The following is a 15,249-nucleotide window of genomic DNA, read 5'->3' on the forward strand; positions in this document are numbered from 1 at the left end:
GGGGTTAACTACTGCAAGAAATTTCCATCGACTTGCCCCAGTCGGGGGGCGGGGCGGCGAAAGCCGCTTTGCCCGGTTGTTCGGTGTAGGGCTGTTTCAGCACAGTAAAAAGCTCAGCCAGCGGCTGACTGTTGCCTTGTTCAGCCGCGCTGATGGCCTGTTGAGCCAGGTAGTTGCGCAGCACATAAAGCGGATTGTGTTGTTCAATTTGCTGCACTCTGGCCGCCTCCGCCAGGGCATTGTCCGTCAGCCGCGCCCTGTAGTCATTGGCCCATTGATCAAAAGCAGCGGTATCCAGCATATGGTCACGCAGCACTGTGGCCTGGCTGTCGGCACTAAACTGAGCCAAGCGGCGCATCGACAGGCTGTAGTCCTGCTGTTGGCTTTGCAGCAATGCCAGCCAGCGGCCTATCAGGGCCCGGTCTGTTTCACGGTAACTGTCCAATCCGAGTTTCTTCGCCATCAGTTGCATATAACAGCTGACCAGTTCAGCTTCGTAAAGGCTTAAGGTCTGGCGCAGCGCATCCGCCGGCACCAAAGGCGAAAAGGCATGGGCCAGCGCGTTCAGGTTCCACAGCGCCACACCGGGTTGTTCGTCAAAGGCATAACGGCCGCTGTGATCCGAGTGGTTGCAGATATAACCAGGTTGATAGTCGTCTAAAAAGGCGTAAGGACCATAGTCGAAGGTGATGCCGAGAATTGACATATTGTCGGTATTCATCACGCCATGGTTAAACCCTACCGCCTGCCACTGCGCTATTAAACGGGCAGTGCGCAACACAATCTGCTGCAGCAGTGCCTGGGCCGGGTTACTGGCCTCTGCGCAGGCCGGAAAATACTGGTGGATGCAAAAATCGACCAGCCGCTGCAGCGCCTGTTCGCCGCCCTGGTAAAAGCAGTACTCAAAATGGCCAAAGCGGATATGGCTGGGGCAAACCCGAATCATCATGGCGCCTTGTTCTGTGGTTTCGCGTTGCACAGCTTCAGTGCTGCCGACCAGGCTTAGAGCCCTGCTGGTTGGAATACCCAGGTGGTGCATCGCTTCGGACGCTAAAAACTCTCGGATACTGGAACGCAACACGGCCCGGCCATCACCAAAACGCGAATAAGGCGTGCGGCCTGCGCCTTTTAAATGCAGCTCATAACGCTGGCCGTCCGAGCCTTGCACATCACCCAATAATAAACCCCGGCCATCGCCCAAATCCGGGTTGTACTGGCCGAATTGGTGGCCTGTGTATTTCTGCGCAAAAGGCTGACTGCCGGGCAGCAGCTTCTTTCCTGACAGATAATCGGCGGCGTCTGGCTGTAAAAAGAAATCGGCGGAAAAACCTAACAAGCTGGCGGTTTCAGGGCTGTGTAACAGCAACCTGGGGTCGGCAAAAGGCGTCACTGCCACAGGGCTGCCTAAATCGCCCAGCTGTTCGGTAAAGGTATTTTGTAACTGCACAGGCATTGGTTTCTCCCGCTCAAGGCTTTGTATTGTCTCGCTGCTGTGCTGCCGGCTCAAGGTTTTTGTCGGCAAAAACGGCTTTTCTGCGGTAACTCACTTGTATAAACAAGCACTTGCCACTTTAATGGTGGAAAAGCAAACAACAACAAAGAACCCGAGGAGGGTAAGTATGCAAAAAAATGCAGTCATGCTTTTGGCGTTGGTACTGTGGCTGGCTCCTTTTACCGCTTTGGCGCAGGATAAAGCCGCAGGTCAGGCCAAGGCCGCGGTCTGTGCCGCCTGCCATGGCGCGGACGGCGTGTCGATGATGCCGGATTACCCGAACCTGGCTGGCCAAAAAGAAAAGTACCTGCAGCTGGCTATTACTGCTTACCGGGACGGTGGCCGGAAGCATGCGGTGATGTCCCCTATGGCCAATGGCTTAACGGATGCAGATATTGCCAATCTGGCGGCTTATTTTGCCAGTCTGCCGGCTCAGTCTCCTGCCAAATAATCAGCAATACAGTCGAGAAACTCAGTGCCGTACCGGGCCAGCTTGGTCTGGCCGACCCCACTGATCGCCAAAAACTCCGGCGCTGTAGTGGGGCACTGCTGAGCCATTTCCATCAGGCTGGCGTCGGAAAACACCACAAAAGGTGGGACATCGGCTTTTTCTGCCAGTTGTTTGCGCAGCGCTTTAAGGCGGGCAAACAAGGCTTTGTCGTACAGCAGGTTCGGGCTGGTTTTGCTTTGGCTTTTGCCTGGCACCAGCCGGGGCACCGCCAGCTGCAATGGCTGTTCGCTGCGCAGCACAGGCCGGGCCGCTGGCAATAATTTCAGCACCGAATGCTGGCTGATGTCCTGCTGCAGCAAACCACAATGCACCAGCTGGCGCAGAATACTGAGCCAGTAGTCATGCGACTGCTCTTTGCCCAGGCCATAAGTGGATAACTGATCGTGACCCAGCTCGCTGATACGTTGGTTATGGCTGCCGCGTAGTACATCGATCACATGGTTCATGCCAAAACTCTGACCGACCCGGTACACACAGGACAGGGCTTTTTGCGCCAATTCGGTGCCGTCAAAGCGTTGTGGCGGGTCGAGGCAGATATCGCAGTTGCCGCAGGGCTGATGGCTGGCTTCGCCAAAATAATTCAGCAGCACCAGGCGGCGACAGGTCTGGGCTTCGGCAAAAGCGGCCATTTGGTTAAAACGTTGCAGCACCACTTCGGTCTGGCTGCTTTGATCCTGGGCTATCCAGTTGCGCATCCGGCCTATGTCGGCTGGGTCGACCAGCATCAGCGCTTCCGCGGCGACGCCGTCGCGGCCAGCGCGGCCGGTTTCCTGATAATAAGCTTCAATGCTGCGGGGCAGTTCATAATGCACTACATAACGGATATTGGATTTATTCACACCCATGCCAAAAGCCACAGTGGCGACAATCAGCTGCAGCTCATCGCGCTTGAAGGCGTCCTGGATCTGCATGCGTTCTTCATGGCTCAGTCCGGCGTGATAAGCACCGGCCGCAAAACCTTTGTCTTTCAGCTGCTGCGCCAGATCATCGACTTTTTTCCGTGAGTTGCAATAGACAATACCGCTGTGCTGTTCCTGAGTTTTCAGGTAACTGACCAACTGGTTTAGCGCGCTGAACTTTTCCTGCACTGTGTAGCGGATATTGGGTCTGTCAAAGCTGCCCACTGAAATAAAAGGCATCTGCAGCTGCAACTGCTGGCGGATGTCTTTTTGGGTGGCCGGATCGGCGGTGGCGGTCAGCGCCATCACAGGCACCTGCGGAAACTGCTGTTTCAGCTGTGCCAGGGCCGTGTAATGCGGCCGAAAATCGTGGCCCCACTGCGAAATACAATGCGCTTCGTCGATGGCAAATAAACTGACGCCAACCTCCTGCAGGCGCTGCATAAAGTCCTGCTGCAACAAACGCTCTGGCGCCAGATACAGCAGCTTTAACTCGCCGTAACGCAGCCGGTTTAACACGTCCAGCATCTGTTCGCGGCTGATGCTGCTGTTGAGAAACTCCGCCGCAATGCCGTTGGCTTTCAGCGCATCCACCTGATCTTTCATCAGCGACATCAACGGAGACACCACCACAGTCACTTGCGGCAACAGTAAAGCAGGTAACTGATAACACAGCGATTTGCCGCCACCTGTTGGCATCAGCACAAAACAATCCTGCCCACTCAGACAGGCCTGAATGACCTCAAGCTGGCCATGACGAAACTGGCTGTAGCCAAAAGCTTGTTTGAGCAGATTGTATAAATCGGTGTCGGACATGCTGCAGTGCTGTGGTTGAAAGGCGGGCATTGTACTGAAATTCTGCCGCGCTGTCTTAGTTGGTATAGCGCCTTGTTTCATCGGGCTGTATTGGCTATTGTGAAACTCCTCTTACCAGTTGGAGTTGAAGGATGCAGCCAGAACAGTTATTGCCTTATATAGCCCAGGTGTTTGACCAGATGCCGTTTAATCAATTATTGGGGCTGAAAGTCACCGGCTTTGATGAAGCGAGGGCTGAAGTGCGTTTTGCCTTTAAACCTGAACTGGTCGGTAATCCGGTGCAACAAATTCTGCATGGCGGCGTTATTGCTTCAGTGTTGGATGTGGTTGGAGGCCTGATGGCGGTGTCCAGCGCCTTAAGCCGGTTGGGCGACGTGCCTGCTGCAGAGCTGCAGGAAAAACTTGGCAAAATGAGCACCATCGACATTCGCACCGACTACCTGCGCCCTGGCCGCGGTACCGAATTTATTGCCAGCGCCATAGTGATCCGCTCCGGCAATAAAGTCTGCGTCTGCCGAATGGAACTACACAACGAAACCGGCCACCACCTGGCCCTGGGCACAGGTACATACATGGTGGGGTGAATCTGGTATTTCGGAACGCAACCAATGTTGCGTTCCGCCAGATTCACGCCTTTTGCTCTGCAAAAGGCCGGGCAGGAGGCTGCTTCGAACTAGCGGGCTTGCTGCCGGGCGAACGCCTTTTGCTCTGCAAAAGGCCGGGCAGGAGGCTGCTTCGAACTAGCGGGCTTGCTGCCGGGCGGATGCTGCAACTAAGTTCAGGCCCCGAGCTCTGCAACAATCATCCGGCTGCCAGACTCCTCTTGGCGTCGTCCGCGGATCAGGCTATAAAATTGCAGTAATGATGCAGACCGCTCGCATTCAGGAGATTGACAGATGACCGCACTTCGCTCAATTGGATTATGGCTTCTGCCATGGCTGGCTTTTGGCTGCCACGCTGCTGAACCTGCAGCAGTGAGCTGCGCCGAGCCCAAAGGTCAGGTGGCGCAACTGCTTTGCACTGATGCGGAATTGCAGGCGCTGGACCTGAGGCTGAACCAGGTGTATCAGGCAGCGCAGGCCAAGGCGAAAGATGGTCTGGTGACAAGGCTGAGGTCAGAGCAGCGTGGCTGGCTAAAAGGCCGCGCCGAATGTTGGAAAGCCGTTGGCCAGCCGGTTTGGCTGACTGCAAGCTGGACTGTCAGTACAGTTCGGGATTGTTCCCTAGCCATCACCCAGCAGCGGATTGCTGAGTTACAGGCAGTATGGGCCTTACTGGACGCAGTCACCGAGTTTTATCAATGTCAGAATAACCCTGCCAATGAAGTGGTGTTGCAACTGTTCAGTAGCGAGCCTGCGACAATCCGGCTGGAGCGGGGCGACAGTACCCGCACTTTATGGCGGGTGACGGGGGTTGCAGAGCCAATGTATGAAGGGCAGAACGTCAGTCTGCAGTGGCAAGGCGACCAGTTGCAGCTCAATTGGTTTAATATCCACACAGGACAGAACGAACTACTTCAGTGTCAGAAACAACCGTCAGGAAACCATAGTCCATGAATCCAAGCACTGAGCTGCGAGAGGCCAACGCAGCAGACGCCGCGGCGATAGCAGCTATTTATAACCACTATGTACTCAATACCTGTGTCACTTTTGAAGAAGAGGCCGTTACAGCGGCGCAAATGGCGCAGCGACTGGCCGATGTTCGGCAGGCAGGTTTACCCTGGCTGGTGTTGCTGGAACAGGGTGAGCTGTTGGGTTATGCCTATGCCAGCCTGTGGCGGGTGCGCAGTGCGTATCGTTTTTCAGTTGAAAGCACCGTCTACTTAAAGCAAGACCTGTCTGGCCGGGGCTACGGCAGCCAGCTCTATATGGCGTTGCTTGCGCAGTTAAAAGAGCAGGGCTTTCACACCGTGATAGGCGGCATTACCTTACCCAACCGGCAAAGTGTGCAGCTGCATGAAAAATGCGGTTTTGCCAAAGTTGCGCACTTCAGTCAGGTCGGTTACAAGTTCGGGCAATGGCTGGATGTGGGCTACTGGCAAAAGCTGCTGTAGCGGGAAAGGCGGCTTTTCAGGCAAAAACACAGTGTTTCCGGCCAGAACCGGTTTTTTCTGCTGTGGTGTGACGCTGTGCTTCAGTACAATACGGACCTTTCAGTCGCTCTGTTGAGTAAAGTTCATGTCTTTTAGTCCGGCGCAGAAAATTGGCGGCACTTTTGCCGCCACTGCCTACACCTTATGGGGCCTGGCGCCTCTGTACTTCAAACAAATTGATTTTGTGCCTGCCGAAGAAATTCTGGTGCACCGTATAGTCTGGTCCTTATTGCTGCTGGTATTGATTGTCTGGGCCATGCGTCAGAGCGACAAAGTGCTGGCGGTGCTGAAACAACCTAAGCTGGTTTTGGCGCTGCTTGGCACAGCCCTGATCCTCGGTGCCAACTGGGGATTGTTTATCTGGGCGGTCAATAACCACCATATGCTGGATGCCAGTCTGGGCTATTACATTAACCCGCTGCTCAATGTGTTGCTGGGCATGGTGTTTCTTGGGGAGCGGCTGCGCCGTTTTCAGTGGCTGGCGTTGTCGCTGGCCGTCACGGGGGTGTTGATCCAGCTGCTTACCTTTGGTTCTGTGCCCTGGATTGCGCTGGTGCTGGCCGGTACCTTTGCCCTCTATGGCTTGTTTCGCAAAAAACTGGCGGTGGATGCCATTACCGGTTTGTTTGTGGAATCGCTGTTGCTGGCGCCGTTAGCGCTTTGGTACTGGTGGCAGTTTGCCAACAGCAGTGCGGCTGATTTCAGCCAAAACAGCTGGACCCTGAATCTGGTCCTGATGGCGGCCGGCCTGGTCACCACTGTGCCACTGCTGTGTTTTATCGCTGCCGCCAAACGGCTGCAGCTGTCCACTATGGGCTTTTTCCAGTACATAGGCCCAAGTTTTATGTTTGTGTTTGGTGTTTGGCTGTATAACGAGCCGCTGACCGACAGCAAGCTGGTGACTTTTGGTTTTATCTGGGCTGCTTTGCTGTTGTACAGTGCAGATGCCGTGCTGCAGCTGAAGAAGAAAAAGCCGTTGGCTTAGCCACCGGCTTTTAATTCAATGCTATTGCCTTCCGGGTCCTGAATGTACAGCGAGGGGCCGAAACCTAGGCTGCCATAGCGTTCGGCCACTGGGGAACAGGGGATTTGCTGTGCCTGGCACCAGGCTTGAATAGCTGCAGGATCAAAGGGCTGAATTTGCAGGCAAAAGTGCTCCAGATTACGGCCTGTAACACCGGGAGCTGCGCCGCCTGCAGCCCCCAACGGCTGGTCAACCGGTACCAGGTCAATCAGCTGGGCGCCGGCGCGCAGCTGATACAGGCCCTGCTCAGCTTCCACCCGTTCCAGACTGCAGCCCAGCTGCTGGTAAAACGCCAGCATGGGCTGCAAGTGCCGCACTCGTAATACCAAATGATCCAGCCCTTTGATCTGAAACAGTTCAGTCATCTACTCCAGGTCCTGTTCAATCTGCTCAGGTTTAAACAATAGCAGGGCGGCCGCTAAGGCGGCTACCTCAGTCTGTACCACAGCAGGTAAACCGGGTCTGAACCAGACCCGGCCAGCATTGATGGTTTCCAGCTGAGCTAGTGGCCCTTCTGAGTCAGACAGCACATAGCCACTGGGGTCCATCAGGGGCCAGTGGCTGCCGGCCATTTTGTGCACCGAATTGATTTTCACCAGCCGGTTCGACAGCAGGCTTTCGCCTTTGTAGCTATTGTCCCATTGACTGTACAGCACCAGGCTGCGACTGCTGTCCCCCTGAATACCACAGGCAAATACCGGGCTTTTACCCAGGCTGGTATCCAGCTGCCAGCCGTCGTAGCCCAACTGATTGCTTTGCGCCAGGCACTCCAGATGTTGCCAGTGTTCACCATTTGTCAGTGACAACTGCTGAGCCTGACGCTGATGCTGTAACGAAACACCAAGAATTTTCAGGCCAAAACCAAAAGCCGGTGCCTGTTTGGCTTTGGCACTGTAAAAAGGCCCGAAACTCAGTGGCTGATCAAAACGGCGGGGATTGCTGCCTTGCACTGACCAGGGCTGCATCTGCTCAAAGGCCGGAGCGGACTGCATCTGAGCCGCCTGCAGTGGCAGGCACAGGCTGCCCAGCAGCAGACAAAGGGGGCGGCGATTCATTGGACTTTCCTTGCATAGGGACGGGTCCAGCTAGTGTTTGCCTTGTGTTGGTGGTGAAACGTAATTCTTTGTTGCTGGCCCAGGATGATTTGTAACCAGTCAGGCCTGAGCGTAAATTTCTTTGTAACCCAGCCAGCGCCGCACCAAAGGGGCTATATGCTGTGGGTACTGCTGCTGCAACTGCACCGCAGCCTGCTGGGCGGCAGGGATCAGGTCGGCATCCCGGCTGAGATCCGCGATGCGGTAGTTCACCTGGCCGGTCTGACGGGTACCCAGCAATTCACCGGGGCCACGGATCTCCAGATCTTTTTGCGCTATCACAAAACCATCATTGCTCTCCCGCAACACCGCCAGCCGGGCCTGAGCCGTAGCGGACAGCGGTGCGTGGTACAGCAGTACACAATGCGATACCGCATTGCCACGGCCCACCCGGCCACGCAACTGATGCAGCTGGGCCAGACCCAACCGCTCCGGGTTTTCAATAATCATCAGGCTGGCGTTGGGGACATCCACCCCGACTTCAATCACAGTGGTGGCCACCAGCAGGTCCAGTCCGCCTTGTTTAAAGGCATCCATCACCTGCTGTTTCTCCGCCGGTTTTAAGCGGCCATGCACCAGACCCACGTTCAGTTCTGGCAGGGCTTCGGCCAGCTCCACTGCGGTAATTTCGGCGGCCTGGCACTGCAGCTGCTCTGATTCGTCAATCAGGGTACAGACCCAATAGGCTTGCCGGCCTTCCTGCTGCACGGCCTGACGTACCCGCTCTGTCACTTCAGCACGCCTGCTGTCCGGAATGGCCACAGTGGTCACTGGCGTCCGACCCGGAGGCAGTTCGTCAATCACGGAGGTGTCGAGGTCTGCATAAGCTGTCATTGCCAGGGTGCGGGGTATAGGGGTGGCGGTCATCACCAGCTGGTGTGGGGAAAAGCCGGTCGTGGTGCCTTTTTCGCGCAGCTCCAGCCGTTGATGCACACCAAAACGGTGCTGTTCATCAATAATCACCAGTGCCAGGGCATGAAATTCAACCTGTTGCTGAAACAAAGCATGGGTGCCTATGACCATGTTGGCTTCGCCGCTGGCCACCCTGTCCTGCTGCAGTTTCTTTTGTTTGGCCGTGCTTTTGCCGGACAACCAGGCCACCTGAAACCCCAGGGGCTCCAACCAGCGCCTGAAGGTGCTGGCATGCTGCTCCGCCAGGAGTTCAGTTGGCGCCATCAGAGCCACCTGCGCGCCCTGACCCAACACCGTCAGCGCCGACAAGGCGGCCACCAGGGTTTTGCCTGAGCCAACGTCGCCCTGCACCAGCCGCAGCATAGGGGCTTGCTGGGCTAAATCGGCACGAATTTCCTGCACCACGCGTTGCTGCGCTTTGGTTGGCGCAAAGGGTAGTTGTGCCAGCAGCTGTTGTTCCAGACTGGTCTTGATCTGAAAGGAGCGGGCTGGTTGCTGACGGCTTTGCTTACGAATTTGCAGCATCGACAACTGCTGTGCCACCAGTTCTTCAAAAATCAGCCGTTGCTGGGCCGGATGCTGGCCTTGCTCCAGCAGGGTTAGGGACGCATCAGGTGGCGGCCTGTGCAGATAGCGTAAAGCGTCTGCCAGTGACCAGGCCTGGGAGCTCAGCACAGGGGCCAGATATTCGACTGGGCTGCTGCGTTGCAGGTACTGCAGCGCCTGTTCGGTCAGGGCGCGCCAACTGGCTTGTTTTAAGCCTTCGGTGGTGGGGTAAACCGGTGTGAGGCTTTCTGCCATATCGGGCTCTGTGCTGTCTTTCTGCACCTTGTACTCCGGGTGCATCATTTCCACACCGCGGTTGCCGCGTTTGACTTCCCCATAACAGCGCAGCAGCACACCTGGGCTGACCGCATTTTTCTGCGCTGCACTGAAATGGAAAAAGCGTAAGGTCAGAATACCGCTGCCATCACGGATGCTGACCAGCCAGCTGCGTCTTTTGCCAAAGATCACATCACTGGATACCACTTCGCCCAGCACAGTGGCCTGCATACCTGGCACCAGATGGGCGATGGGATAAATCCGGGTGCGGTCTTCGTAACGCAACGGCAGGTGAAATAACAAATCCTGCACGCTCTGGATACCCAGCTTGTGCAGCAGTCCGGCATTTTTCGCACCTACGCCTTTGAGTTGATGGATAGCGACAGCATCCAAAGCGGTAACCGTCAAAATAAAGCCTGATAACTCACTGAATGGCTTCAGTTTACCTGTTCAGGCTTGGCTTGGACAATCAGCGCTGTGAAATTGACTTATGGGCTGAGGCCCGCACGCTGGATAGCGGCACGTTCTTCTTCGGTCAGACGCTGACGGGACAGGCCGAGATAGATGGCGCCATGCACCTGCGTGGCCAGTTGCAATGGCGCGGCTTTCACCTGCAACGCCAGGTCTGGTCTGGCCGCCAGTAAATCTCTGGCTTGGGCTTTGGTCGCCACCATCGCATCCAGCCTGCCTGCAGCCAGCATGGCAAACCCTTGCTCCAGCGAACTCACTTCCGTGGTTTTCAGCGAGGGCAAGTCCTGCAGTAAAGGGGCACTGTACACCGCGCCACGCACTGCACCAAGTCTGTAGTGGAGTAACTCCTGACGCGACTGAATGGCTTTAGCCTGCTTAGGTTGGTACAACCATTCTGGTTGGGCCTGGCCATAAGGAAGCAGGTGCATCATACGGGCCCGTTCATCCGAATAATTTAAGCGGGCTATTAAATCGACCTGGCCTTGTTGCATCAGTCGCAGACAACGGGATAACGGAGTTGGGGGAGTAAAGCTCACACCAAAACCGGCCGCCGCAACGAACTTCCGTACCTGATCAACGACGGGCCCTTTGGGTTCAACGCCATCAAACTGATGCCGGCCCGGTGCATTATCCAGACACCAGAGCAGATCCCTGGCTGGCAGCGGGCCGCTGACGAGCAACAGAAGCAACCAAAGATGACGCATCAGGGTTCGACCAGGTAGGTCGGGCCTTGGGTCAGCGGATCAAAGGCGTATAGTCGTTTGACAGTGCCGTCTGCCACCATAGCAGCGATAGCAGCTTCGATTTGTGGTTTGAGCTGTAAATGAGGGCTCTTTCTGGACAGGCCAATATTAATGTAACGTTTTTCGACTACCGAAAAATCGACAGGGGCGCGGCGAAATTTAAAATGCAGCTCCTGCTTCTGGGCAATCACGTCCAATGAGCTTTGGGTTGGAACCACCAGGCCATCGACGCGGCCCCGCAACAGCATTTCAAAGCCGGTGGCGATGCTGTCAATTTCAACATGGCGGGACGATTCGCTCATCATTTTCATCAGGCTGGGGTGGTAAGTGTAATTGCGCACAGTGGCAATACGCAAAGTGACCAGCTGGTTCAGCGCCTGGATGGCTCTGCTGTCAGACCCGAGCAAATAAAGGGATTCAGCGATACGTTCATTGTAAGGAAACAGCCACATTGTATTGGCGCGTTCGTCGGTGTAGTTCAGGTTGCTCATCAGATCGACTTCGCCGGTTTCCATCTGACGAAAACAGCGGGCAGACGGGGTTCTGGCGGTAAATTTCAGGGTAAAACCGGCACGTTTAGCCAGTTCCTGCATCAAATCGACCGAAGGGCCATAAGGGGCCTTACCATCTTCATAGGCATGAAAACGCGGAAAGTGGTCCAGACACCAGGTCAGTGTGGGGTGCACCTGTTCTGCCCACACAGAGTGGCTGAGCAATAACAGTGATGCGAGCAGCCTGGACCACATAGACACACCTAATTGGTTGAAGGAACTTCCATCACGCCGTCAATTTCGATCTGGGCGCCCCGGGGCAGGGCGCTGACTTGCACAGCAGCGCGGGCCGGGTAGGGCGCACTGAAATGCTGACTCATAATTTCATTGACGGTGGCGAACTTGCTTAAATCAGTCAGGAAGATAGTCACTTTGACCATATCATTCAGGCTGCCGCCTGCCGCCTGACAGACGGCGGCCAGGTTCTGGAACACTTGCTGGGCCTGAGCGGCAAAATCGTCAGATACCATCTGCATAGTTTCCGGTACCAGCGGGATTTGACCGGACAGATACACTGTGGTGCCAATTTTGACTGCCTGGCTGTAGGTACCAATAGCGGCAGGAGCTTTGTCTGTACTGATGATGACTTTAGACATCTGTGGTTACTTCCTTCTGTATACTTTAATCACATCCGGCAATACCCGAATTTTACGCATCACATTGGCCAGATGAATGCGGTCGCGGACGGACAGGGTTATTTTGATCACATACTCGCCGGTGTCTCTGTCGTCTGTGGCTAAGTCCTGAATATTGGAATCCTGTGACGCAATCACAGTGGTGAGTTTGGCCAGCATGCCTTGCTTGTTGACGATAAAGACGCGGATATCCGCCAGAAATTGTTTATCACCGGTTTTGTCCCAGCGCACCGGGAAGTATTTACCCGGCTCTTTTTCCCAGCCACGAATATTGCGGCATTCCACGCGGTGTACGTTCAGGCCTTTGCCTGGCGTGGCGTTGGCGGCGACGTCATCCCCCGGGATAGGGCGGCAGCATTTGGCAAAGGTCACTAACATGCCTTCAGAGCCAATGATCAGTGCTTTCGGTTTGTCGGTTGGGGCCAGTGGCAGTGCCTGTTCATCACCGGATTCAAAGCCCCCCAACAAGCGCCGGGCTATGGCGATAGGCAGCTGGTTGCCCAGACCAATCTCCACCAACAGCTCGTCCAGCGATTTTTGTGTGGTGCTCTGCAGCACCTGTTCAATACGCTCCATGGGAATGGATTCGAGTTTAGTGTCACCCAAAGCGGACGTCAGCAAGCGGCGACCTAAGGTAATGGCTTCGCTGATTTGTTGTTTTTTCAGGTAGTTACGTATGCCTAAAATGGCGCGGCTGGTCACCACATGATTCAGCCAGTTGGCATTGGGTTTACCACCCGGACTGGTAATAATTTCGACCGTCTGGCCGGTTTCCAGTGGTTTGTTCAACGGGTAAGGCTTGCGGTCAACCCTGGCTCCGACACAACGGTTGCCAATGTCGGTATGCACTGTGTAGGCAAAATCCACTGCATTGGCCCCAATAGGGAGCTCCACAATTTTGCCTTTGGGCGTAAACACATAGAGCTCGTCCGGGTAGAGTTCGGATTTGACGTTTTCGACAAACTCGTAGGTGTTGCCTGAGCTTTGTTGCAGTTCGAGCAGGCTTTGCATCCAGCGCTGAGCCCGAATTTGTGCTGTGGTGTTTTGTGTTTCTCCGGCGCCTTTGTAGGACCAGTGCGCAGCTACCCCTTTGTCCGCCATTTCATCCATTTCGCGGGTGCGCATCTGAATTTCCACCGGAATACCGTGTGGGCCGATCAAAGAGGTATGTAACGACTGATAACCGTTTTGTTTGGGGATAGCTATATAGTCTTTGAAGCGGCTTTCAATGGGTTTGAACAGATTGTGCACCACACCCAGCACCCGGTAGCAATTGTCTATGCTGTTGATCAGCACGCGAAAGCCATAAATGTCCATCACGTCGTTAAACATCAGCTCTTTGCTTTTCATTTTGCGGTAGATGCTGTACAGGTGTTTCTCCCGGCCTGCCACTTCAGCTTCAATGCCTGCGTCACGAATACGCTGTTCAATTTCGTTCTGGATTTTCTCGATAATTTCTTTGCGGTTGCCGCGCGCCTGTTTGACCGCGGTTTCCAGCGCCCGGTAACGCATAGGGTATAAAGCTTTAAAGCCCCAGTTTTCCAGCTCATTTTTAATATGGTGAATACCCAGGCGGTTGGCGATAGGGGCGTACAGCTCCAGGGTTTCGCGGGCAATGCGACGGCGTTTCTCCGGCTTCAGGGCACCTATGGTACGCATATTGTGGGTGCGGTCGGCAAGTTTAATCAGGATCACCCGGATATCCTGGGTCATCGCCATAAACATTTTCTGCAGGTTGGTCACTTCAAATTCTTTTAAGTCCTTGAATTTGACCTTATCAAGCTTACTGACCCCCTGCACCAGCTCAGCCACAGTGGCACCAAACTGACGGGCCAATTCGTCTTTGCTGACCGGTGTGTCTTCAATCACATCATGCAGCAAGGCAGCCATCAGGGTTTCATGGTCCATGCGCATATCCGCCAGAATGCTGGTGACTGCGACAGGATGAGTAATATAAGGCTCGCCGCTGGAGCGGATTTGCGGGGCGTGCGCATCACGCGCAACCACATAAGCCTGCTGCACCTGAGCCACTTGCTCCGGTGGCAAATACGCGCTGATTTGCTGCTTCAGGCCTTCAAACAAATACATTCAGAACTCCCCAGACCACCACGCATGGGCGTGCTCTTTGAATATACGTGGATTTAGAGCAGTTGCCAACGGCAGGGCACCGTTGGCACGGGAGCGGCGGTCTTAGTCGTCTGAACCGATGATGGCGGCAACGGCAGCCATTTCTGAGGCTTCCTGCTGCAGCTGGTCACGACGTTCCTGTTGGTTCAGGATCTCTTCCGTGATCAGGTCTTTTTCGATTTCACGCAGGGCGATCACAGTGGCTTTGTCGTTTTCCGGATCCACCATTGGCTCTTTGCCTTCCACTGACAGCTGGCGGGCACGGCGTGCGGCGACCAGGATCAAATCAAAGCGGTTACCAATTTTATTTACTGCATCTTCAACTGTTACGCGAGCCATCAGCCACTCCAGTGATATAGGTTCAAATTAAGACCGCATAGTCTACTCTATTTGGCCGGATTCGCCAACAGGCCCGTCAGCAGCGCGCTCTGGCGTTGTGCCTGTTTGGTTTTACGCAGACGATGGCTCAGGATCACTGCTTCAAACTCGGCTGTGGCCTGTTGCAGATTGTCGTTTACTATCCAGTAATCGTATTCGTCTGCATGGCTGATTTCTGCCCGGGCCTGAGCCATCCGGCCCGCTATCACTTCGGCGCTGTCCTGGCCTCGTTGGTTCAGGCGCTGCTCCAGTGCTTCCACGCTTGGCGGCAGAATAAAAATGCTGCTGATAAAAGGCAGCTGCGCTTTCATCTGACGGGCACCTTGCCAGTCAATATCCAGGAATACATCAATGCCGCGGGCCAGCTGGTCGCTGATGGCGCTTTTCGAGGTGCCATAATAATTGCCAAATACTTCGGCCCATTCCAGAAACTGCTGCTGTTCAATCAGTTGTTTAAAGTGGGGCACGTCGGTGAAATGGTACTGCACGCCATTGGTCTCACCAGGGCGTGGCGCTCTGGTGGTGTGAGAAATGCTGAGCTGCATATCGGCGTGTTTGTTCAGTAACGCATTAATCAGCGTGGATTTGCCGGCTCCGCTTGGCGCCGAAATAATAAAGAGATTACCTGGTAAGTCCTGCATGACTCTGTCTGCTGTAGTAGCCAAAAGGCGATTTTAGCTGG

Annotated in this window: 16 protein-coding genes; 5 read left to right on the forward strand and 11 right to left on the reverse strand. The window is 54.9% G+C overall.

Features of this window, described 5'->3' with window-relative positions:
• Positions 1-4 precede the first annotated feature (4 nt).
• Entirely contained in the window at positions 5-1,453 is a 1,449-nt protein-coding gene (locus WKJ03_RS13555; protein WP_337842755.1) for a YdiU family protein, read from the reverse strand.
• Positions 1,454-1,619: 166 nt separating this feature from the next.
• Here WKJ03_RS13555 and WKJ03_RS13560 point away from each other — a divergent pair, with 166 nt between their 5' ends.
• Positions 1,620-1,943 carry a cytochrome c gene (locus WKJ03_RS13560; RefSeq protein ID WP_337842756.1) on the forward strand — a complete coding sequence of 108 codons (324 nt, stop codon included), beginning with the start codon at positions 1,620-1,622 and terminating at the stop codon, positions 1,941-1,943.
• On the opposite strand, the gene recQ is transcribed toward WKJ03_RS13560, so the two are convergent.
• On the reverse strand, positions 1,925-3,718 hold the full coding sequence (gene recQ / locus WKJ03_RS13565) for a DNA helicase RecQ (protein WP_337842757.1): 1,794 nt from the start codon (positions 3,716-3,718) through the stop codon (positions 1,925-1,927). The two genes, WKJ03_RS13560 and recQ, sit on opposite strands and share 19 nt — an antisense overlap.
• Before the next feature lie 131 nt (positions 3,719-3,849).
• Between recQ and WKJ03_RS13570 the strand changes: the two genes are divergently transcribed.
• From WKJ03_RS13570 to rarD, 4 genes are all read left to right on the forward strand, one after another.
• A complete protein-coding gene (locus WKJ03_RS13570) occupies positions 3,850-4,302 on the forward strand; it encodes a thioesterase family protein (RefSeq protein WP_337842758.1) in 453 nt (150 codons plus the stop codon).
• A 312-nt stretch (positions 4,303-4,614) separates the two neighbouring features.
• Entirely contained in the window at positions 4,615-5,274 is a 660-nt protein-coding gene (locus WKJ03_RS13575; RefSeq protein ID WP_337842759.1) for a lysozyme inhibitor LprI family protein, read from the forward strand.
• Entirely contained in the window at positions 5,271-5,771 is a 501-nt protein-coding gene (locus tag WKJ03_RS13580; RefSeq protein WP_337842760.1) for an arsinothricin resistance N-acetyltransferase ArsN1 family B, read from the forward strand. Before WKJ03_RS13575 ends, WKJ03_RS13580 begins: the two co-directional genes overlap by 4 nt.
• A gap of 124 nt (positions 5,772-5,895) precedes the next feature.
• Positions 5,896-6,795 (forward strand): EamA family transporter RarD, encoded by a 900-nt coding sequence (gene rarD, locus WKJ03_RS13585; protein ID WP_337842761.1) that lies wholly within the window; start codon positions 5,896-5,898, stop codon positions 6,793-6,795.
• Here rarD and WKJ03_RS13590 read toward each other — a convergent pair.
• The 9 genes from WKJ03_RS13590 to gmk form a co-directional block, all read right to left on the reverse strand.
• Positions 6,792-7,199, reverse strand: a complete 408-nt coding sequence (locus tag WKJ03_RS13590) for a VOC family protein (RefSeq protein ID WP_337842762.1) — start codon at positions 7,197-7,199, stop codon at positions 6,792-6,794. The two genes, rarD and WKJ03_RS13590, sit on opposite strands and share 4 nt — an antisense overlap.
• Entirely contained in the window at positions 7,200-7,889 is a 690-nt protein-coding gene (locus WKJ03_RS13595; protein ID WP_337842763.1) for a hypothetical protein, read from the reverse strand.
• A 99-nt stretch (positions 7,890-7,988) separates the two neighbouring features.
• Entirely contained in the window at positions 7,989-10,070 is a 2,082-nt protein-coding gene (gene recG, locus WKJ03_RS13600) for an ATP-dependent DNA helicase RecG (protein WP_337842764.1), read from the reverse strand.
• A gap of 80 nt (positions 10,071-10,150) precedes the next feature.
• Positions 10,151-10,837, reverse strand: a complete 687-nt coding sequence (locus tag WKJ03_RS13605; protein ID WP_337842765.1) for a transporter substrate-binding domain-containing protein — start codon at positions 10,835-10,837, stop codon at positions 10,151-10,153.
• Positions 10,837-11,622: a transporter substrate-binding domain-containing protein gene (locus WKJ03_RS13610; protein ID WP_337842766.1), complete on the reverse strand. Its 786-nt coding sequence runs from the start codon at positions 11,620-11,622 to the stop codon at positions 10,837-10,839. Before WKJ03_RS13610 ends, WKJ03_RS13605 begins: the two co-directional genes overlap by 1 nt.
• 8 nt (positions 11,623-11,630) lie before the next feature.
• On the reverse strand, positions 11,631-12,023 hold the full coding sequence (locus WKJ03_RS13615; RefSeq protein WP_337842767.1) for a RidA family protein: 393 nt from the start codon (positions 12,021-12,023) through the stop codon (positions 11,631-11,633).
• 6 nt (positions 12,024-12,029) lie between these two features.
• Entirely contained in the window at positions 12,030-14,150 is a 2,121-nt protein-coding gene (gene spoT, locus WKJ03_RS13620) for a bifunctional GTP diphosphokinase/guanosine-3',5'-bis pyrophosphate 3'-pyrophosphohydrolase (protein ID WP_337842768.1), read from the reverse strand.
• A 102-nt stretch (positions 14,151-14,252) separates the two neighbouring features.
• On the reverse strand, positions 14,253-14,528 hold the full coding sequence (rpoZ, locus tag WKJ03_RS13625; RefSeq protein WP_337842769.1) for a DNA-directed RNA polymerase subunit omega: 276 nt from the start codon (positions 14,526-14,528) through the stop codon (positions 14,253-14,255).
• Positions 14,529-14,575: 47 nt separating this feature from the next.
• The gene (gene gmk / locus WKJ03_RS13630; protein ID WP_337842770.1) at positions 14,576-15,208 is read right to left on the reverse strand and encodes a guanylate kinase; all 633 of its coding nucleotides are present in this window, start codon (positions 15,206-15,208) and stop codon (positions 14,576-14,578) included.
• Between the last annotated feature and the right edge of the window lie 41 nt (positions 15,209-15,249).

The organism is Rheinheimera sp., assembly GCF_037442525.1.
Lineage (GTDB): Bacteria > Pseudomonadota > Gammaproteobacteria > Enterobacterales > Alteromonadaceae > Pararheinheimera.